Here is a 19,010-nt window from a genome sequence, read left to right as displayed (position 1 = left end):
TCCATTAGTTGAATAAAGTGGAAATTGAAAAATTGACTAATGAATTTAATTAAATATGTCGTCGGAAGGAAACTTCCTTCCTACAAATAAATTCGTCATTATTAATATATAAAACTTTTGGATGAAACAAAAAGTATAATCCAAAATTAAACTTATCATTTTTCCATTCTTTTCATGTTAAACTTGAATTTGTCTGTTCATTAATTATTTGAAGAATAAAATTAGCTCTGAATAATAATAAATGTTATTTTGTTATTTTTAAACTGAAAAAGGATAAAACTGTAAGCTATTTGTTGGGCAATTGACTTTTTTTTATCAGCCTGTATTTCATAATGTTACACACAATTTAAATATAATTGTTATAATAAAATATTGAATATGGCAAAAGATGACAGAAATGAAATAAATCCGTTTACCGGAAAAAAGCATTTTGACATGGTTGACGATGACAAGTTTCTAGAACAGTCATATAATGAATATTATGGTATGATTAATCAGTCACAACTTTTAGATAACACTCAAAACGGCCAAACTGTTATAAATGTTGCAGTAAATCTGATTAATGCAGTTAATAATTATTTATCCGAAATAGGCAGGGGGGATTATGTTGAAGAGTATTATGAATGGGATGTTCATTTGGTGGCGGATAATACTGTAAATGCTTTTTGCATGCCTGGAGGTAAAATTGTAATGTTTTCAGGTATTCTCTCACTTGCCAATACTGAAGAAAAAATAGCTTTTATTTTAGGCCATGAAATGGCTCATGCACTTCTTGACCATTCTAGAACCAGAATCAGCGCTCAGAATGCACAAAACACTATAACTTCTGTTGCTTGGATTGGAAGTATTGCAATGGATCTTGTCGGTTTGGGAGGACTTGGCAGCCTCACAAGAGCGGCTACAAATGTTGCAAGTATAGGTTCTCAATTTTTCTTAATGAATCCCTGGGGAAGAGATCAGGAACTTGAAGCGGATAGGTTGGGTATGATGATTATTCATTGGGCAGGATATGACATATCTCAGATTCCGGCATTTTGGCAGGATATGTCAAGACAGAATTCCAATGAACACGATTTTTTCTCAACACATCCCTCAGATTCAAAAAGAATAGCTGCCATGAGTCAATTGATTGGTGAAATTGAAAATGAAGAAAATTTTTACTCAAAACCAGTAATAGGCAATGGCTGTCAAATTAATAGGGGTTCTAATAATTCACATGGTGGATTCTGCTCAAATTGCGGTTTTCCTACTGGGGATAATGATAAATTCTGCACTTCCTGTGGTGCTAAACTTGAAACAGGATTAAAATGCCCTAAATGCAGTCATCTTATTTGTGATGGTAGTATTTTCTGTATTAATTGCGGATATAAACTTTAAACATTCTGCGCTTCTTTTTCTAATTATTTTCCCCATCGTACTTTTTGACTAATGGAAAACTATATATATGTTATTATATAGATATTATTTTGTGTATAAATTACTATTAAATCGTGCTTCTTTTATTTATTCAAAGTTACTGGATGTGAAAAAAATGAAAAATGCACCTCAAAACCAAAACCTTGATTTAGTATTTGTAATTGATAAAAATGGGTCCATGTATGTATCACAAGAAGATGCGATGGCGGATTCATTTATTGAAAGAGAAAGAAAAAAGGAATTCGAGACTAATGTAACAACTGTCTTATTCAACGACGGATATGAAATGTTATACAAAAGAAAACCGATACATGAAGTTGACAATCTAACCTCAAAAGAATATTATGTAGGGGGATGTGCTGACATTTTAGATGCAATCGGAAAAACTGTCGTCACTCTTGATAAGGAAATAGGCAATAAAGTTTTATTTGTCATCATGACTGATGGACTTGAAAATTCTTATGCCGAATATTCTAAATCCCATATCAAAAACATGATTGAAAATCATAACTGGGAATTTATTTTCATTGGAGCAGATATTGATTCCTATGATGAAGTGGCAAGTATTGGTATTAGAAAATCTCGTGTAGCTAACTATAAAAAGTCTTCTGAGGGTATTGGTGATGCATACTTATCTATGGAGGAGGCATTCCAAACAGGTGTAAACAGCTATACCTACACTCATAACAAGTCTCTTGATTTTGATATCGGCAGGCCACATCTGACAATATGCGGTTCAGGATTTATGGTTGATAATCAATTTACTGTTGTAAAGGCTTCAGAATATAAACGGTATATTGAGGAGCATCATTGTTTTGCATGTCCTCAGAAATGTGAGATGTGTAATTCAATCTGTTCTCAAAAATTAGGAATTGAAATTGTGGAGGTGGAAAAATGAGCAATAAGTTTCCAACAACAGATTTGGGCGAATTCATAATGTTTTTAGTGACAGTATTTTTTATCGGGTTAGGTATGTATGGGGTATTCTGGCTCGTACTAAAGATAATTGAATTCCTCATCCATTTATGAATTACATGGTGGTATTAAAAATGGATATGATAGACAAATGGAAAGAGGAAGCCCAAAAGGCTTTCTCTGAATATAAAAAACGGGATTGTGAAAATAAAGTATATACTAAAGATAGTATATGCAGACGAGCAGAATATGCTATTATCAATGCATATCTTGATTTTCTGTGTCTAACAAAAGGGCCGAAAATAGCCGGAAATCATAGAAGATATGTAAATAAAGGTGAAAGACAACGGAAAGATGAAATTCGTATTGGTGATTCATAATTATCTATGGGAGGGCAACTGACCTTAGAAATAAAGAAAGTTTGGATTTTAGTGATTGGGAATGATGATATGAAAAAATATGATTAATTTTCGTATTCCCTTTTATCTTTTAAGCCCAAATTCTTAAATGCGCGTTTTCGTCTCATACAGCTTTCGCAAACACCGCATTGCTTGTCTTTACCTTTATAACATGAATAGCTTAATTCCATTGGAGCACCATATTCAACTCCTAATTCAACTATCTCCTCTTTATTTAAATCAATTAATGGTGCTTCAATTTTTATATTTTCAGGCGAACCTTCCTCAATCAGTTCATTGAATTTTTCCAAATATCCTTTTGAATTGTCAGGGAATGTCTCTCCTTCTTCACCATTCCATCCGACAATTATCACGTCAGCACCCATGCTTTCAGCATATGAAAGAGCAATTGAAGTAAATACGGTATTTCTTGCAGGAACCCAAACATTGCCTGCACTTTCCTCGCTTTTTTCAGTATCATCTAAGTCTTCAACTGTAAGTTCTGGAATATCTTTGCAAGTATTTAAACTGGAATTGCTGATTTGGCCCAGCCATGAAAGGTCAATCACTTCATGAGTCCAATTCATATTTTTACAAATCTCTTTTGATGCTTGCAATTCTCTTTTAAAAGCTTTTTGACCATAATTAAAGGTTATTGCATGAATTTCATAGTTTTTACTGAAAATGCTTGTTGCAACAGTACAGTCAAGACCTCCTGATAAAACAGAAATGGCTTTCTTCATTTAACCAACTCTTCAATTTTTTTAAGGGGCAATCCGCTGTCTTTGGCTATTTTTTTTAAATCTTCAAATTCAGGTCGTTTAGATATTATTTCACCATTCATATAACCTATTTTAAATGTTACTTCATAGTCCTTTTCATGAATCTGAACTGTTTTTTTAACAAACTCTCGATTTGCAATTCCTCTGTGTATATTTGAGGCAATTCTAATTCCTAAACTTCCAGTTTCCCTAAAAATAGTTTCAATTATTTCTTCTCTTTTTTCTTTTCGAGAAATTACTTTAAGCAGACTTCCAGGTCTGTTTTTTTTCATGGTTATCGGAGCAACCGAAACGTCTCTTGCGCCGACGTCTAAGAGTTTGTCAAATAGATATCCTATTTCTTCACCTGTTAAATGATCAATATTTGTTTCAATAACATCTATTTCATCACTTCTGCTAATGTCTGAAGTCTCAATAAGTCTTAAAACATTCGGATGGTCGAAATCCTTCATTCCTGCTCCATATCCGACTTTTTTAGCTTTAATTAGTGGAATGAATTCCTGTATTTCGTCACATATTTCCATATAAATTGCAGCTCCAGTTGGTGTTGCAAGTTCACTTTCCACAGGTCCTCCAACCATTTTTGCATCTTTTAGGAGTTCTACAACTGCAGGTGCAGGAACTGGTATAATTCCATGGGCAGTTTTAACCCGGCCTCCTCCAACAGCTATTGGGAGGCCAATCACTTTCCGATTATTTAAGTTTAAACTGTAATATGCATAAATGGAACCGATTACATCTGCTACAGCATCACTTGCACCAACTTCATGAAAGTGAACTGTCTCTAATGTTTTTCCATGAACTCTGCTTTCTGCTATAGCTATTCTTTCAAACACGTTAATTGATGTTTTTTTAACATGTTCATCTAAGTCTAATCGGCTGATTTTTTCAATAAACTCGGGATAGTTAACAGGAGGTTTGTCTTCGAGTATTTTAACATTGCAAAAAGTTGAAGAAATGCTCTGTTTATTTATTTTTTCAAAAGTCACCTCTACTTTTCCAAACTCTTCTGCTGTCTGTTCCATAATTTCTTTTAATTTATTGGCATCTGCTCCTAAATCTACAAATGCACCTATCAGCATGTTTCCGGCAATTCCGCTCCCTTGAGGGTCGATAATAATTGTCATAATCCCAAGTCCTTTTAGTGTTATTATATAAATTTAAATTAAATAATTAATATATATTATTATAGGTTATAATATGGAATTTAATATAATTGAAAAAGATTATGGGATTTGTATAAATAATCCAGATTATTTCTTAGCATTCAGTGATTTCACGGTAAGTGATGGAATTGACATTATTGAAAATGTCAATATAATAAAAGCTAAAAATGATTTTAATGCTGCTGCAAACAAAGCAGAGACATTCAATCAGTCTCAAGGTTCTTACATCGCACAGGCAGTAAATTCTATTGATTATTTTCAAAATAATTATGATGATTTAACTATTTTTACATTCATGGAAAATGATGTTGTTATTGAAGATTTTACAGAGCATTTGAAAGTAGCCAATTCTCCAAAAGGATTTGCTGATGCTAGAATTAATTTAAGTCATGTGTTTTATATTGATAAGGTTATCTCTCCAAAAGATTTGCTTAAAATATTTAAAATCATAACTAATATTAAAGCAAAAGCACTTGCTGAAATGGCTCTGCCTTTCCATATCCAAAATATTTTAAATACTGGTGATTTTTTAGCAGTTTTGGCTAATGTTGCTCAAAGCAAAAACGGAAATTTGGATGTTAATAATGCCGAATTTGATGAAATCAACTGGGATGATTTAAAGTTGAGGATTGAGGATGCTGTTGAGATAAGCTTGGAGGATGCATTTAAACATCTCAAATTAACATTTGGAATTCTTGATTATTTTGTTTCAGAAGGAATTTTAATCGGTGATTTGGTGGATGCCGGAATGGAGCTTGTAGAAGGCGTTGAAGTAACTGAAGAGCTTAAAGATAAAATGGAAGCACAGATTCTTAAATCTTTAACTGACATTAATGTTATTGCGCTGCTTGTTGCTGCAATGAGAACTGAACAGGATTTGACTGGAAACCGTATAAGGGAAGTTGATGTAAGTGATGATCCGGCTTATTTATACACTGATGAAGTATTGGGTCTTGCTATTTCAAACCAGATTGCAGGAACCAAAGCAACTTTTAATTTTAAGAGATATGATGAAGCAAAACCTGGAATAATTTATGGATTGCCTCCAATGCTTGATGATATTTTTGCAGGTTTAATTGCAGGTTGCATGTCTAAAATATTTGAGGAATAATATGGAAGATGATAGTTATTTTGAAGATGAAGAATTTTCTCCGGTCAGGTCTCTTTTGGGGCTTTTAACATTTTCAACAATATTGCCGATTAATGTTTACACTTCAATTGAATATATGACTAAATTAACTTGGTGCTGGCCATTTTTACATGTGTTTGTTGGTAGTTTGGCGGCTATTTGCGGATATGTGTCTTTAGAATTTTTACATTTAAATTCATTTTTAACAGCAGCAATCGTTTACGGGTTTTTAATATTGATTACTGGTTATAATCATTTGGATGGTGTAATGGACATGGCCGACGGGGTTATGGTTCATGGAGACGCTGAACGCAAGATTAACGTAATGAAGGATTCCTCAGTAGGTGCCGGAGGCGTTGCAACATTGTTTTTAGTTGCAGTTCTCACTGTTGGCGGAATTTATAATATCCTGGATTATAACTTTATACTGGGAATTATTATTTGTGAAATGGCATCTAAAACTTCTTTAATAACTACTGCATTATTGTCCAGGCCGTTGGTTCCTGGAATTGGAAGCTATTTTATTCGTGAAACTAATCTGGCTAATTTTTTAATTTCAACAATCCTTGTATTGTGTATTGCATTTCTAATTGGCAATCTGGTTGGTGTTGTTGGTGTTTTGGGAGCATGCCTCGGAGGTATTCTGATAGCAGGCATAGCAAGGCGCAATTTTGTTTTAGCCAATGGTGATGTGCTTGGAATGAGTAATGAAGTTGGACGTTTGTTTGCATTATTATTTATGGCTGTCGCTTTATATTTTATATAAGTTAATTTTATAAACTAAAATCAATATTTTAGTTTAATAAAGGTTTAATTTATTAATTTGGACTTTTATAATACTTTTTGATGAGTTATCACTTGCCAGTAGTCATGGTTTACCTCCATTTTTCAATTATATCCCATCATTACATTTTTTTCACATTAGACTATTAAGTGATAACTTCATCAACATCAAGGAAATTATTATATATTTAAAATTTAAAATATTAGATTATTATTTTTACAATTTAATTAGATGATATTATGGAAATTAACGTTTTAAGATTGGACCACAGATTAAAAAGAGATACTCGTATTACCACTCATGTCTGTTTAACTGCAAGAGCATTTGGAGCAAGCAAAATCTACCTTGCCGGTGAAAAAGATACAAAGCTGATGGAAAATGTTAAAGACACCACTTCAAGATTTGGAGGAAATTTTGAAATAGACTATACTGACAGTTACATGGGTGTAATTAATAAATGGAAAGCTGATGGCGGAAAAGTTGTTCACCTTACAATGTATGGTTCGCAAGCTCATGAAATAGCACCTGAAGTCAGAGAAGACGGTTCTGATATTTTAATCATCGTTGGAGGTTCTAAAGTTCCTGGAAAAGTTTACAAGGCTGCTGATTGGAATGTTTCAGTTACAACTCAACCTCACTCAGAAGTGTCTTCCTTAGCCGTATTTCAACATTTGTTGATGGATGGTAAGGAGTTTGATTTGGAATTTGAAAATCCTGTATTGGAGGTTATTCCAACAGCTCATGGAAAAAATGTCAATGTCCATAATGAAAACCGTTAACTGATAAAATCATCTAATCTTTTAATTGCTTTTAATTTTTCCTCTTTTTTTATACGTGCTTGGTCAAGTGAGTCTATAATTGTTTGTATGGAGTTGTCATAAACTTCCCTGTCAACAGGATATGGAAAACCGTCTTTTCCTCCATGTGTAAAGCTATATTTCACGGGGTCTTTCCAACTTGCAGGTTCTCCATAAACCAAATCTGAAATCAAAGCCAACGCTCTTATTTTTTTAGGACCCATTCCCTGAAGTAAAATTAATTCTTCGTAATTTTCAGGCTGTATTTCATAAGCCCTTTTTAAAATTTCAAATTCTTCATCGGATATGTCAGTATCTAGAACTGGGTGGTGCTGAGGCATTGCAAAATCTTCTAAAAGCATTTGATTATCTTTTCTTTTAAAATATTGTCTTAAATGATTTGGATTGTCATTTATTAAATCAACACTTATTTTTTGAGCGTTTCTGCTATCTTTTGAAGACATATTTAATGTGTCGGGTGTTTGTTTATCGCAAGAAATTCCGCTATGGGGGTCATTTAACAATTCCTTCACTTCAGATCCTAACCAATGATAACGTCTGGCATATTTGCTGTCTAAATTTAATCCCTGCTGGACAACGGCCCATTCTCCTTTTTCGCTAATAAAAAAGCTATGCTGGTATAATGTGTATCCGTCCTGAATACAGGAATTGTCAATTTTAGCAGATAATCTGCTTGTCTTAACTAGATTTTCTGTTATTTTACTGTTAAGATTAAAGATTTCGCCTGCACGTTCAATTCCTTGAGGCGTCTTTCTTGATTTTGCACCTTTGCCTCCACTTAAATAAATGCCATGCTCTTCTGGTTTAAGGGAGGCTTTCAGAGCGCCTAACGTTGTGGTTGTTGTTCCTGAAGAGTGCCAGTCAAAACCTAAAACACAGGAAAATGCCTGAAACCAGTACGGATTTGAAATTCTATTTAAAAACTCTGATATGCTATATTCTTCAATGATAACTGAAGCCAACGCTCCTGATAAATCAACCATCCTTGTAAATAACCATCTTGGGGGATGCCCTCCATGAAGAGGTAAGTTAACAGTTCCTTTTCTCTGCATGGTTAATATTATATTATTAATAGATATTGGCATTTTAGAATGAGCATTTGAAAAGTATTTTTTATTTTTTAATTAACATTTATTTTTTACATTATAAATCAAATATAAACAAAACTTTAATAAGTAATAGTTACTAAAATTATTAATGTTATATTTATTAACAAATTATTTAATCAAAATTATTAAGGAGCGTATTTACTATGGCTGTAGATAACGGAGATTTTGTAAGAGTAAATTTCACTGGTAAAATTAAAGAAACTGATGAAGTATTCGATACTACTTATGAAGAAATTGCACAAGAAGTTGGAATTTTTGATGAAAACAAAACTTATAAACCAATCCCTATTGTTGTTGGGGGAAACCACTTATTGCCTGCTATCGAAGAAGCAATTATTGGATTAGAAGAAGGAGACACCAAACATCTTGAAGTTGATTCCGATAATGCATTCGGACCAAGAGATCCTAAAATGATTCAATTAGTACCTATGAAAGAATTCAAAAGACAAGGCATGAATCCTGTTCCAGGTATGAGAATCCAATCTGAAGGAAGCAACGGTAAAATCTTAACTGTAAACGGTGGAAGAGTAAAAGTCGATTTCAACCATGAATTAGCTGGAAAAGATTTAATATATGATGTTGAAGTAACTGAAATCATTGATGATGAAGCAGATAAAATCAAAAGCATGATTGAATTGCATTACTCCAACCCAAATATGGATATTGATAAGACTGAAATTGACATCGTTGACGGTGTTGCAAACATTAAATTAGATGAAATGTCCAAATTCGATCAAAAATCCTACATGGATGTCACTTTTGCAAGATTCAGAATAGCTAAGGATATCTGGGATAATATTGATGAAATTACTAAAGTCAATTTCGTTGATGAATTTGAAAAAAGAGAAGATGCTGATGAAGAAGAAGACGAATAAGTCTTTTTCTTAAATACTTTTTTTATTTTTAATCGCTACGATTCCTGGGATTTTTTCCACTTTTAATTCAAACATAGCTTCCATACCTTCGTTTTCAAATAAAACACACTTTTTTTCTAAAACTTTGCTTGTAAGTAATGCTGCAACCGGCGGCGTTATTACAAAAACAGAATTGTTTTTATCAAGTTCTTTAATTGTTTCATCACTTAACAGGCCTTTTCCAATGTGGATTTTAACACCATTTTCACTTAAAAAAGGAATTGAGGATTCGATTTCCACTTTGCTGCTGGTTGTTGGTGCAATCCCTGCATCACTAAAAGCAGTATGCATTATAACACTTCCATTTAAATCGAAAGGAACTTCATTTACTTTGATTAGTTCAACCAACTGGGGAAGTGCAGCATCACGGCCTGTATATATAGTTCCTGAAATGGTAATTTTGTCTCCTACATTAAGGTTTGATAAATCCTCATCAGTAATTGGTGTAGTTAAATGTTTCATATTAATTAATTTGTATTATTTTTCTAATAAATTTTTATTTGTCAGGATTATGCCATTGTGCAGTCATTAACATTTTTTTTAAGTGTAAATATTTCTCTATTTTATCAAAATCTGAAGTATTTCATTCACGACTTTAACTATAAAAGTGGTTAATGCAAGAGTATATTTGAAGGTAAAAAGAATTTTTAATAACATCTTATTTTTTTTAATTTATCATGATTTTACATAAGATATTTAAAGACCTATCAACAAAAATATAATATCATTATAGATTTACTTATGATAAAATTATATTGGAGATTTTTAAATTGATTATTATTGATGAAAATTTATGTAAAGGATGTCATCTTTGCTTATTTATGTGTCACGAAAACGTATTTGCAATTTCTCCTGATGTTAATAAAAAGGGAGTGCAATTACCTTTCGTTAAGTTTGAAGAAAGATGTATTAAATGCGGCACTTGTGAAATAGCATGTCCTGATCAATCAATTACAGTGGATTTGCCTGAAAATTGGTGGATGAAAGATGACAATAATATGAACTTTAATCCTAGATTCACAAAAGGAAAAAGTGGGTGTTAGAATATGGCTGAAGAACTTTTTATTCAAGGAAATGAAGCATGTGCAAAAGGAGCAATAGCTGCAGGTTGCAGATTCTTTGCAGGTTATCCGATTACTCCTTCTACTGAAATTGCAGAAAGTTTATCTCGCGAGTTGCCTAAAGTGGGAGGGTCATTTATTCAGATGGAGGATGAGATTGCTTCAGCAGGAGCCATCATCGGTGCTTCCTGGGGAGGCGCTAAATCAATGACTGCAACTTCCGGTCCGGGCATATCATTAATGCAGGAAAATATAGGTTATGCATTTATGAGCGAAACTCCAATTGTTATTGTAGACGTCCAGAGAGGTTCTCCTTCTACTGCTCAACCAACTATGGCTGCTCAAGGTGATATGATGCAGGCCCGCTGGGGTTCACACGGGGATTATGAACCAATTGCATTATCTCCTTCAAGTGTTCAGGAATTATTTGATTTTACAATTAAAGCATTTAATTTGGCTGAAGAATATAGGGTTCCTGTTTTTGTCATGACTGATGAGGTCATTGGTCATATGAGGGAAAAAATCATCATTGGTGAGGATATCGAAATCGTCGCCAGAACAAGACCTGAAAAAACCGATGATTATTTGCCGTTTGAAAATATCGAAAACGGAACAACTCCTATGCCTTCATTTGGCGATGGATTCAATATACATGTAACTGGACTTACTCATAATGAAATCGGATATCCCGACACTAACAATCCTGAAACTCATGAAAACCTTGTTAAAAGGATTTGTGATAAAGTTTTAAACAATAGGGATAAAATATGTTCTCTAAGAAGTGAAAACTGTGAAGATGCAGACATTGTTGTTGTTTCATATGGTGCTCCGGTCAGATCTGTTGTTGAAGCGGTTAATAAAACAGATAAAAAAGTGGGTTATATTAAAATCGATACTCCTTGGCCGTTTCCAGATGAACAAATCAAACAATTAACTGCAAACGCAAGTGATGTTCTTGTTGTGGAAATGAATTTGGGTCAAATGTATTATGAAGTTGACCGTGTAGTTAAAGATAAAAATATCCATTTATTAGGTAAAATCGGAGGGTTATTGCCAACTCCGGATGAGATATTGGATGAAATTAATAAAATAGGAGGAAACTAAAATGTCTGAGGAAAAACAAAATAGATTTCTCCCTTATTTAAGAGAAGATAGATTGCCTCACATTTTCTGTCCGGGCTGTGGAAACGGTGCAATTATTAACGCATTCATAGCAGCTATGGAAAAGGCAGAAATGGATTTTGATAATATTGCTATGGTTTCCGGAATTGGATGTTCTTCAAGGATACCGGGTTATTTTAATTGTGATTCATTACATACTACTCATGGAAGGGCATTGAGTTTTGCAACAGGTTTAAAAACAGCCAATAAGGACTTGGATGTTGTTGTATTTACTGGTGATGGTGATGCGGCTTCTATTGGGGGTAATCATTTAATTCATGCAGCTAGAAGAAATATTAATTTAACTGTAATCTGCATTAACAATAATATTTACGGTATGACTGGAGGTCAGATCAGTCCTACATCTCCTAAAGGCAGTTTTGGAACTACTGCACCATACGGTAATCAGGATTCTCCATTTAAATTGGCGGAACTTGTTGCAGCTGCCGGCGCATCATATTCTGCAAGATGGACTACTGTTCAAATTGAAAACTTGGTGACTTCTATTAAAGCAGGATTAAAAAATCCTGGATTTTCATTTATCGAAGTTGCAACTCAATGTCCAACTTATTATGGGCGTAAAAATAAACTTAGAACTTCTACTGCAATGGCAGCTATTATGAAAGCAAATACTGTATTTAAATCTGCTGCAGATAGGATGAGGGCAAAAGACTTGGAAGGTAAAATTGTTGTTGGTGAGTTTGCTAATACTCAAAGAGATGAATTCACAGAGAACATTGAAAAATTAAGTGTAGAAAAATCAGGTAAGAAAACTCTTGTTAATTCTGCATTTACAACAGATTTATAGGTGGATAATATGAGAACTGAAATTAGAGTTTGCGGATTTGGAGGTCAGGGAATTATTCTTGCAGGAATTATATTGGGTAAATCTGCAAGTCTCTTTGATGGTAAAGAAGCTGTTCAAACTCAATCTTATGGTCCTGAAGCTCGTGGAGGAGCTTCTAAATGTGAAGTTGTAATCAGCGATGATAAAGTTGATTATCCTAAAGTTCAAAGTCCGGATATTTTAGTTGCAATGTCTAATGAGGCTTTAATTAAATATATTGTGGATTTAAAGGATAATGGGACTTTAATCGTTGATCCTGGAACAACTGATGTTGAAGATGTTAGGGATTATATTGACGAACATAATATTAAAGTTTATGAAGCTCCTGCTACAAAAACCGCAGTTGATGAAATCGGATTAAAAATTGTAGCAAACATTGTTATGGTTGGAGTTATTACAAAAATTACGGGAGTTATATCCAAAGAGGCTGCTATTAAAGCAGTTGAGGCCAGTGTTCCTAAAGGCACTGAAGAGAAAAATATCAGTGCTTTTGAAGCAGGATATGCTCTTGCGGAATTGGTGTTATAATGAAATTTTTTGAAAATGTTGCAAAAAAAATCTTTCACGATGAAGGAATTCCTATTTTGGAAGGACATGTTGCTTATTCTCCTGAAGAGGCCATGACTATTTCTTCAGAAATGGGTGTTCCTGTTGTTATTAAAGCGCAAGTTTTAACTGGTGGAAGAGGTAAAGCCGGTGGTGTTAAGTTTGCAGACCATCCCGGTGAAGCATTAAAAGTCGCTGATGAAATTTTAGGAATGAAAATTAAAGGCGAAAGGGTAAAACACTTATTAATTGAGAAAAAAGCTGAAATTCTTAATGAATTTTTCGTAACTGTCTCTGTAGATAGAGGTGCTAGAAGGCCAGTTATTCTGGCAAGTAAGGAAGGTGGGGTCGAAATTGAAAATTTAGCAAAAACAAACCCTGAAAAAATTATTAAGTATTATCCAAATCCTTTAATTGAATTCTTGCCTTATGAAGCACGTGAAATTGCACGTCAGATGGGTGTTTCCTCTGATTTGATTTCACCTTTAGGTGATATAATCTGGAAATTGTATAACGTATTTACTAAATGCGATGCAGATACTGCAGAAATAAATCCTTTGATTGCAACTCCAGATGGATTAATTGCCGCTGACGCTAAACTGGTTGTTGAAGATGATTCTTTATTCAGACACCAGGATCTGGTTGAGAGGTTACATTATAAAAAACAGGCTGTTGATTTCGTTCAATTGGATGGGGACATTGCCGTTATAGGTAATGGTGCAGGTTTAACTTTAACTGCCATGGATATGATTAAACTTAATGGCGGAGAACCTGCAACATTTCTGGATATTGGTGGTGGTGCTTCAGAACAGGTTATTAATCAGGCTTTAAACATTGTTTTAAATTATGATCCTGTTAAAGTTGTATTTTTAAATGTTTTGGGTGGAATTACTAAAGCAGATGATGTTGCACGCGGTGTAATTAATTCTTTAAAACAAGCTGACCGTAAAGTTCATATTGTAATCAGGCTAACCGGTACCAATGAAGATGAGGGTCATAAAATTTTAGATGAGGCAGGCATTCCATATGAAATTTCAATGGAAAAAGCAGCTAAAAAAGCTGTTGAGCTCTGTAATCAGTTAAAAGAATAATAATAAAAAGAGTTAGGTAGAGTATTTGAATTTAGTAAAAAAGCTATTCGAGCAAAACAACACGACTAATTTCAGATTCATTTACCAATTCTTTACCACATTCATTTCCTATTTTTTTTGCAAAACTTTTAACTTCTTCAAAGGAGGGCATATTTTCCAATGTTAAGCGGTCACGTGAGGAACCGACACACATGTATGCTTTTATTTCTACATAATCGGGGTCTGCCTTTTTAATTAGTTCGGCATATTTTTCAGGCTGTTCCATATTTCTTCCCTTAACGCAGGTATTCCTTATACATGTCCGTGAGTTAAAACTAGCCAATGTTTCAAGTGATTCATTTAAATTGCTCCAAGCATTACTTATTCTAGGTCTGCACACATCATTGAATATTTTCTCGTTAGGCGCATCTAAGGAAAGATATAGTTGGTATGGATCATTTTCCAGATTTCTTAATCTGTCAACGCATTGGCCATTGCTGACTACAAAAGTTGTAAAATCTCTGCGGTTAAACTCACCAATCAGTTCATCAATTTTGGGATAAATGGTTGGCTCTCCGGCAAGAGATATTGCGGCATTATTCGGCTTTTTAATTTCTTCTAATTTCTTTTTATTTGCTTTGTCATTTCCATAAAAACCGCACAATAAATTATTTTGAGCTTCAATAGCTTCATCAATTATGGTTTTGGGATTGTCATAGTCCTTATCTTCCCATTCTGTTTGGGTATAAGTCAGATCTCTCCAGCAGAATTCGCATTCCTGCTGACAGTTTGGAACTGCAGGAGACATTTGAAGGCATCTATGTGATTTGATTCCATAGAATTTTTCTTTATAACAAACTCCTTTATCAACAATACTTTGACGGGTCCAATGACAGGTTTTAACAGCTGCATGGCCGTGTTTGCCTACAAACCGGTACCCGCTTTTTTCTAATTTTTCAATCTGGTTTTTATTAAATGACATAAAATCAGTATTATTTTTAGTCATGGTAATATATACATTTTTATAAGCCAACTTAATGAGAGATATCGGAAAAAATTATAAAAATTGACTATAATCAAAAATTTATTTAATAATGTAATCAAATATTATTAATTAATAGTTTGCGTGGGATTATTATGGACACACCAATTGTGATATTGAATTATAAAACTTATTTAGAATCAAGTGGTTTAAATGCTTTAGAACTTGCAAAGGATTTGGAAAGCGCTGCTGAAGAATCTGGAATTACTATGGTTGCCGCTCCTCAGGCTGCAGACGTTTACAGGATAAATCAGGAAACTTTCATCCCTGTTTTTGCCCAACATATAGATTCATTTTCTCCGGGAGGCCATACTGGCTCTAATTTAATCAATACCTTGATTGATGCGGGAATTAGCGGATCATTGATCAACCATTCTGAGAAAAGAATGAAACTGGCAGATATTGATGAAGTCATAAAATTATGCAGAGAATATGAAATCGAATCATGTGTATGTACCAACAACATTGAAACTTCAAAAGCGGTTGCGGCTCTAGGACCTGTTGCCGTTGCTGTTGAACCTCCGGAACTTATTGGAACAGGAATTCCAGTATCTCAGGCTCAACCTGAAGTTGTTGAAGATACTGTTAATGAAGTTAAATCAATTAATAAGGATATTAAAGTTTTATGCGGTGCGGGCATTACAACTGGTGATGATATGAAGGCAGCTATGGATTTGGGTGCTGATGGGGTGCTGCTTGCATCAGGTATCATTAAAGCAGAAAATCCAAAAGACGCTTTGCTTGATTTGGTAAGTAAATTATAGAGTGAGAAAATGGCTGAATTTAATACGATTGATGATTTTGATATTGAAAATAAGACTGTGCTTGTAAGGGTTGATATTAATTCGCCGGTAGATCCCGGTTCCGGCATTATTTTAGATGATACGAGATTGAAATTACATGCTCAAACTATTAAAGAACTGTCTAAAAGGGGGGCTAAAGTAGTGCTTCTTGCTCATCAAAGCCGTCCGGGCAAAAAGGATTTCACAACCTTGTCCCAACATGCCGATGCTTTATCAGATATATTGAATTTAAGAGTAAAATATATCGATTCCATTTTTGCAAATGTTGCAAAAGAGGCTATTCGCGATTTAAAACCTCACGAAATTCTTTTACTTGAAAATGCAAGGTTTTTCTCAGAAGAATCTCTTTCAAGAACTCCTGAAGAGCAATCAAAAACATTGCTTGTAAGACATTTGTCTCCATTAATTGATTACTTTGTTAATGATGCATTTGCAGCAGCGCACAGGTCACAAGCCTCTCTGGTGGGATTTACTGTCAATACTCCATCTGCTGCAGGCCGTGTAATGGAAAAAGAACTGACTGTGATTCAGGATGCATTGGATAATGTACAGCATCCATGTGTCTTTTTATTGGGTGGAATGAAACCCGACGATTCTATTGATGTTATGGAGAATGTATTAAGTAATGGAACTGCTGATGCCATTTTAACAACTGGTATTGTTGGAAATATTGTTTTATGGGCATCTGGAGCAGATATAGGTCAGGTCAATAAAGATTTTATAGTCAGCCGAGGATATGAAGACATGGTTGAAAAATCTAGGGATTTAATTGAAAGATTTGGAGATAAAGTAAAGTATCCTATTGATGTTGCTTGTGAAATAGATGGTGTTCGTGTAGATATTGATGCTAGCCAAATCCCAAATGAGGCTATTTTTGATATTGGTGCAAAAACAATTGATTTATATGCAAAAGAAATTAGGGATGCTAAAACAATATTTGCAAATGGTCCTGCAGGTGTTTTTGAAGATCCTAAATTTGCAATAGGAACAGAGGACTTGATTAATGCAATTGCAAATTCTGATGGTTTTTCAATCATTGGAGGGGGACATATTGCAGCAGCTACTGTAGGTCTTGGCTGTGATAATCAGATGAGTCATGTAAGCAGTGGTGGTGGAGCTTGTATTAGCATGCTAGCCGGTAAAAAACTAGCAGCTGTTGAAGCTTTAAAAAATAGTAAAAAATAATTTTTTTTACTTTTCTATTTTTTTATTAAATATATTTAATAATTTTTGTGAGGATTCTTTTGGATTTTCTGCACTCATTATTGCACTTACAACAGATAATCCTGCAATTCCGGTATCTGTTAACTCAGATGCATTGTCAAGAGTAATCCCTCCAATTGCAACAACCGGAATGTCAATAGACTCAGCGATTTCTTTTAAATCCTGCTTGGTAATTGATGGAGCATCATCTTTAGTTGCAGTTGGAAATAACGCACCGGTTCCGATGTAATCTGCACCGTCTTTTTGCGCTTTTTGCGCTTCTCCAATAGTTGCTGCTGAAACTCCCAGAATTTTATCTTTGCCAATTAATTTTCTTGTTATGTCACAGGGCATGTCACTTTGACCTACATGCACTCCCTCAGCATCAATAGCTAATGCCACATCGACCCTGTCATTAATTATTAGGGGGATGTTGTATTTTGCTGTAATTTCCTTTACTCTTAAAGCCAAATTATAAAAGTCCAGTGTTTCGGCAGTTTTTTCTCTAATCTGAACTACACTGACTCCACCTTTTATGGCTTCTTCTATTGTATTTAAGAATCTGTCAACATCATCGCTTTTATCAGTTACAAGGTAAAGGGATAAATCTATATCTTTCATAATATCATAATGTTTGATTTGTTTTTTAATGTTTCACTATCGGTTTTATAGAGATAATCAATTAGATATGCTCTAAATGAACCTGTGCCTTCATCATTTTCATCGACTTTTGCTCTTGCTCTTTCACCAGCAATATTCATTGCTAAAAGTGCAATAAGACTTCCTTCCAGTGGTGTTGCGCCGCCGATACATGTTCCAACAATAGATGACAGCATACAGCCGCTGCCGGTTATTAAAGGCATCATTTCATCTCCGTTATCAACAGCTATTGTTGTCTTGCCGTCGCTTAAAATGTCAATTGGTCCGCTAGCAAGTATTACTGTATTCAGTTTTGTAGCCAACTTTGATATCAGTTCTCCATTTTCTTTTAGGTTTTCTTCTGTAATGACATCTTCGATATTGGCGTCAACACCTTTTGCGAGGTTGGTTTCATCTAAGACATTTGACAATTTTGCAATTGCTTTGATTTCGCTCATGTTTCCTCTAATTGCTGTGATGTTGTGGTTTTCAATTAAATCCATAGTTGTTTTGTTTCTAAGTTCGGTTACTCCAACACCTACCGGGTCTAGCACTATTGGCGTGTTGGTTTTATCTGCGGTCGTACAACCAAGTTTCATAGCATTAATCTGGTTTTTGCTTAATTTTCCAATATTGATTACTAAAACGTCTGCGATTGTTACAACTTCTTCAAGTTCTTCAGCATCTTCAGCCATAAATGGTGATCCGCCTATTGCAAGAATCGCATTTGCACAGTCATTAATAGTTACTGAATTTGTAATACAATGTGTCAAAGTGTTTTTATTTTTAATATTTATTAAATTATCTTCGAGATTATTAATTAATTCAGTTTTATTTGTCATGATTATTAATTTATAATTTTGTATTATTTAAATTTTAGCGAATATATGTTGATTTATAGTAAAGTATTTAAATGACTTTTGACAAAACTAATTTTGTTATATAATATTAAAATATGCCTCGGTGGCTCAGTCTGGTAGAGCGCGAGACTTGTAATCTCGTGGTCGCGGGTTCAATTCCCGTCCGGGGCTTTTATTTTATGTTGTAAAAAATATTTTTTTCACTTTTGTGAAGAATTATCGTAACATTTATATACTTGTTAATATATACTTATAATTAGTATGTTATCTGCATGCTTTTTTGTGTGTGGGTCCGTAGGGTAGCTTGGTCGATCCTTTGGGCTTTGGGAGCCTGAGACTCCGGTTCA

General features: G+C 34.1%; 21 protein-coding genes, 1 tRNA gene and 1 pseudogene. 16 read left to right on the top strand and 7 right to left on the bottom strand.

The window, feature by feature from the left end:
* The first annotated feature begins 378 nt into the window (after positions 1-378).
* From Q4Q16_RS08370 to Q4Q16_RS08355, 4 genes are all read left to right on the top strand, one after another.
* Positions 379-1,377: a M48 family metallopeptidase gene (locus Q4Q16_RS08370; protein WP_303347273.1), complete on the top strand. Its 999-nt coding sequence runs from the start codon at positions 379-381 to the stop codon at positions 1,375-1,377.
* Between the two features lie 154 nt (positions 1,378-1,531).
* Positions 1,532-2,314: a vWA domain-containing protein gene (locus Q4Q16_RS08365; RefSeq protein ID WP_303347272.1), complete on the top strand. Its 783-nt coding sequence runs from the start codon at positions 1,532-1,534 to the stop codon at positions 2,312-2,314.
* Entirely contained in the window at positions 2,311-2,445 is a 135-nt protein-coding gene (locus Q4Q16_RS08360; protein ID WP_303347271.1) for a hypothetical protein, read from the top strand. The genes Q4Q16_RS08365 and Q4Q16_RS08360 overlap by 4 nt, the downstream gene beginning before the upstream one ends.
* Before the next feature lie 20 nt (positions 2,446-2,465).
* Positions 2,466-2,711 (top strand): hypothetical protein, encoded by a 246-nt coding sequence (locus tag Q4Q16_RS08355; RefSeq protein WP_303347270.1) that lies wholly within the window; start codon positions 2,466-2,468, stop codon positions 2,709-2,711.
* A gap of 83 nt (positions 2,712-2,794) precedes the next feature.
* Here the strand turns inward: Q4Q16_RS08355 and queC are convergent, their stop codons facing one another.
* The gene (gene queC / locus Q4Q16_RS08350) at positions 2,795-3,472 is read right to left on the bottom strand and encodes a 7-cyano-7-deazaguanine synthase QueC (protein WP_303347269.1); all 678 of its coding nucleotides are present in this window, start codon (positions 3,470-3,472) and stop codon (positions 2,795-2,797) included.
* Entirely contained in the window at positions 3,469-4,638 is a 1,170-nt protein-coding gene (gene larC, locus Q4Q16_RS08345; RefSeq protein ID WP_303347268.1) for a nickel pincer cofactor biosynthesis protein LarC, read from the bottom strand. Before larC ends, queC begins: the two co-directional genes overlap by 4 nt.
* Positions 4,639-4,711: 73 nt before the next feature.
* Here larC and Q4Q16_RS08340 point away from each other — a divergent pair, with 73 nt between their 5' ends.
* The 3 genes from Q4Q16_RS08340 (at position 4,712) to Q4Q16_RS08330 (ending at position 7,369) form a co-directional block, all read left to right on the top strand.
* Positions 4,712-5,788: a phosphatidylglycerophosphatase A gene (locus tag Q4Q16_RS08340; protein WP_303347267.1), complete on the top strand. Its 1,077-nt coding sequence runs from the start codon at positions 4,712-4,714 to the stop codon at positions 5,786-5,788.
* 1 nt (position 5,789) lies between these two features.
* Positions 5,790-6,572 (top strand): adenosylcobinamide-GDP ribazoletransferase, encoded by a 783-nt coding sequence (gene cobS / locus Q4Q16_RS08335; protein WP_303347266.1) that lies wholly within the window; start codon positions 5,790-5,792, stop codon positions 6,570-6,572.
* 254 nt (positions 6,573-6,826) lie between these two features.
* A complete protein-coding gene (locus Q4Q16_RS08330) occupies positions 6,827-7,369 on the top strand; it encodes a tRNA (cytidine(56)-2'-O)-methyltransferase (protein WP_303347283.1) in 543 nt (180 codons plus the stop codon).
* On the opposite strand, the gene Q4Q16_RS08325 is transcribed toward Q4Q16_RS08330, so the two are convergent.
* On the bottom strand, positions 7,366-8,460 hold the full coding sequence (locus tag Q4Q16_RS08325; protein ID WP_303347265.1) for a DUF763 domain-containing protein: 1,095 nt from the start codon (positions 8,458-8,460) through the stop codon (positions 7,366-7,368). The genes Q4Q16_RS08330 and Q4Q16_RS08325 overlap by 4 nt on opposite strands.
* Positions 8,461-8,660: 200 nt before the next feature.
* Between Q4Q16_RS08325 and Q4Q16_RS08320 the strand changes: the two genes are divergently transcribed.
* Positions 8,661-9,392 carry a peptidylprolyl isomerase gene (locus Q4Q16_RS08320; RefSeq protein ID WP_303347264.1) on the top strand — a complete coding sequence of 244 codons (732 nt, stop codon included), beginning with the start codon at positions 8,661-8,663 and terminating at the stop codon, positions 9,390-9,392.
* A 9-nt stretch (positions 9,393-9,401) separates the two neighbouring features.
* Here Q4Q16_RS08320 and Q4Q16_RS08315 read toward each other — a convergent pair whose 3' ends face one another.
* A complete protein-coding gene (locus Q4Q16_RS08315; RefSeq protein ID WP_303347263.1) occupies positions 9,402-9,893 on the bottom strand; it encodes a fumarate hydratase C-terminal domain-containing protein in 492 nt (163 codons plus the stop codon).
* Between the two features lie 308 nt (positions 9,894-10,201).
* Here Q4Q16_RS08315 and Q4Q16_RS08310 point away from each other — a divergent pair.
* From Q4Q16_RS08310 to sucC, 5 genes and pseudogenes are all read left to right on the top strand, one after another.
* Positions 10,202-10,393: pseudogene (locus tag Q4Q16_RS08310) on the top strand (ferredoxin family protein); the annotation flags it as partial.
* A gap of 84 nt (positions 10,394-10,477) precedes the next feature.
* Complete coding sequence (locus Q4Q16_RS08305; RefSeq protein WP_303347261.1) at positions 10,478-11,596, top strand: 2-oxoacid:acceptor oxidoreductase subunit alpha; 1,119 nt, start codon at positions 10,478-10,480, stop codon at positions 11,594-11,596.
* 1 nt (position 11,597) lies between these two features.
* Complete coding sequence (locus tag Q4Q16_RS08300; protein WP_303347260.1) at positions 11,598-12,461, top strand: 2-oxoacid:ferredoxin oxidoreductase subunit beta; 864 nt, start codon at positions 11,598-11,600, stop codon at positions 12,459-12,461.
* 9 nt (positions 12,462-12,470) lie between these two features.
* Positions 12,471-13,028 (top strand): 2-oxoacid:ferredoxin oxidoreductase subunit gamma, encoded by a 558-nt coding sequence (locus Q4Q16_RS08295; RefSeq protein ID WP_303347259.1) that lies wholly within the window; start codon positions 12,471-12,473, stop codon positions 13,026-13,028.
* Positions 13,028-14,137, top strand: coding sequence for an ADP-forming succinate--CoA ligase subunit beta (gene sucC, locus Q4Q16_RS08290; RefSeq protein WP_303347258.1), 1,110 nt, complete (start codon positions 13,028-13,030; stop codon positions 14,135-14,137). Before Q4Q16_RS08295 ends, sucC begins: the two co-directional genes overlap by 1 nt.
* A 43-nt stretch (positions 14,138-14,180) precedes the next feature.
* On the opposite strand, the gene twy1 is transcribed toward sucC, so the two are convergent.
* A complete protein-coding gene (gene twy1 / locus Q4Q16_RS08285; protein ID WP_303347257.1) occupies positions 14,181-15,098 on the bottom strand; it encodes a 4-demethylwyosine synthase TYW1 in 918 nt (305 codons plus the stop codon).
* A gap of 155 nt (positions 15,099-15,253) precedes the next feature.
* Between twy1 and tpiA the strand changes: the two genes are divergently transcribed.
* Both tpiA and Q4Q16_RS08275 read left to right on the top strand, forming a co-directional pair.
* Positions 15,254-15,922, top strand: coding sequence for a triose-phosphate isomerase (gene tpiA, locus Q4Q16_RS08280; protein ID WP_303347256.1), 669 nt, complete (start codon positions 15,254-15,256; stop codon positions 15,920-15,922).
* A 9-nt stretch (positions 15,923-15,931) separates the two neighbouring features.
* Complete coding sequence (locus tag Q4Q16_RS08275; RefSeq protein WP_303347255.1) at positions 15,932-17,146, top strand: phosphoglycerate kinase; 1,215 nt, start codon at positions 15,932-15,934, stop codon at positions 17,144-17,146.
* Positions 17,147-17,152: 6 nt separating this feature from the next.
* Here Q4Q16_RS08275 and thiE read toward each other — a convergent pair whose 3' ends face one another.
* Positions 17,153-17,785, bottom strand: coding sequence for a thiamine phosphate synthase (gene thiE, locus Q4Q16_RS08270; RefSeq protein WP_303347254.1), 633 nt, complete (start codon positions 17,783-17,785; stop codon positions 17,153-17,155).
* Entirely contained in the window at positions 17,782-18,645 is an 864-nt protein-coding gene (gene thiM / locus Q4Q16_RS08265) for a hydroxyethylthiazole kinase (RefSeq protein ID WP_303347253.1), read from the bottom strand. Before thiM ends, thiE begins: the two co-directional genes overlap by 4 nt.
* A gap of 115 nt (positions 18,646-18,760) precedes the next feature.
* Here thiM and Q4Q16_RS08260 point away from each other — a divergent pair.
* Positions 18,761-18,834, top strand: a tRNA-Thr gene (locus Q4Q16_RS08260).
* Positions 18,835-19,010 lie beyond the last annotated feature (176 nt).

Source organism: Methanobrevibacter sp. (assembly GCF_030539875.1).
GTDB lineage: Archaea > Methanobacteriota > Methanobacteria > Methanobacteriales > Methanobacteriaceae > Methanocatella.
The sequence above is the reverse complement of the archived record's forward strand: the minus strand, read 5'-3'. Positions and strand labels throughout refer to the sequence as shown.

Coding starts and splice junctions, on each gene's coding strand:
- Q4Q16_RS08370 (WP_303347273.1), top strand. CDS start 379: ATGGCAAAAGATGACAGAAATGAAATAAATCCGTTTACCGGAAAAAAG.
- Q4Q16_RS08365 (WP_303347272.1), top strand. CDS start 1,532: ATGAAAAATGCACCTCAAAACCAAAACCTTGATTTAGTATTTGTAATT.
- Q4Q16_RS08360 (WP_303347271.1), top strand. CDS start 2,311: ATGAGCAATAAGTTTCCAACAACAGATTTGGGCGAATTCATAATGTTT.
- Q4Q16_RS08355 (WP_303347270.1), top strand. CDS start 2,466: ATGGATATGATAGACAAATGGAAAGAGGAAGCCCAAAAGGCTTTCTCT.
- queC (WP_303347269.1), bottom strand. CDS start 3,472: ATGAAGAAAGCCATTTCTGTTTTATCAGGAGGTCTTGACTGTACTGTT.
- larC (WP_303347268.1), bottom strand. CDS start 4,638: ATGACAATTATTATCGACCCTCAAGGGAGCGGAATTGCCGGAAACATG.
- Q4Q16_RS08340 (WP_303347267.1), top strand. CDS start 4,712: ATGGAATTTAATATAATTGAAAAAGATTATGGGATTTGTATAAATAAT.
- cobS (WP_303347266.1), top strand. CDS start 5,790: ATGGAAGATGATAGTTATTTTGAAGATGAAGAATTTTCTCCGGTCAGG.
- Q4Q16_RS08325 (WP_303347265.1), bottom strand. CDS start 8,460: ATGCAGAGAAAAGGAACTGTTAACTTACCTCTTCATGGAGGGCATCCC.
- Q4Q16_RS08320 (WP_303347264.1), top strand. CDS start 8,661: ATGGCTGTAGATAACGGAGATTTTGTAAGAGTAAATTTCACTGGTAAA.
- Q4Q16_RS08315 (WP_303347263.1), bottom strand. CDS start 9,893: ATGAAACATTTAACTACACCAATTACTGATGAGGATTTATCAAACCTT.
- Q4Q16_RS08305 (WP_303347261.1), top strand. CDS start 10,478: ATGGCTGAAGAACTTTTTATTCAAGGAAATGAAGCATGTGCAAAAGGA.
- Q4Q16_RS08300 (WP_303347260.1), top strand. CDS start 11,598: ATGTCTGAGGAAAAACAAAATAGATTTCTCCCTTATTTAAGAGAAGAT.
- Q4Q16_RS08295 (WP_303347259.1), top strand. CDS start 12,471: ATGAGAACTGAAATTAGAGTTTGCGGATTTGGAGGTCAGGGAATTATT.
- sucC (WP_303347258.1), top strand. CDS start 13,028: ATGAAATTTTTTGAAAATGTTGCAAAAAAAATCTTTCACGATGAAGGA.
- twy1 (WP_303347257.1), bottom strand. CDS start 15,098: ATGTCATTTAATAAAAACCAGATTGAAAAATTAGAAAAAAGCGGGTAC.
- tpiA (WP_303347256.1), top strand. CDS start 15,254: ATGGACACACCAATTGTGATATTGAATTATAAAACTTATTTAGAATCA.
- Q4Q16_RS08275 (WP_303347255.1), top strand. CDS start 15,932: ATGGCTGAATTTAATACGATTGATGATTTTGATATTGAAAATAAGACT.
- thiE (WP_303347254.1), bottom strand. CDS start 17,785: ATGAAAGATATAGATTTATCCCTTTACCTTGTAACTGATAAAAGCGAT.
- thiM (WP_303347253.1), bottom strand. CDS start 18,645: ATGACAAATAAAACTGAATTAATTAATAATCTCGAAGATAATTTAATA.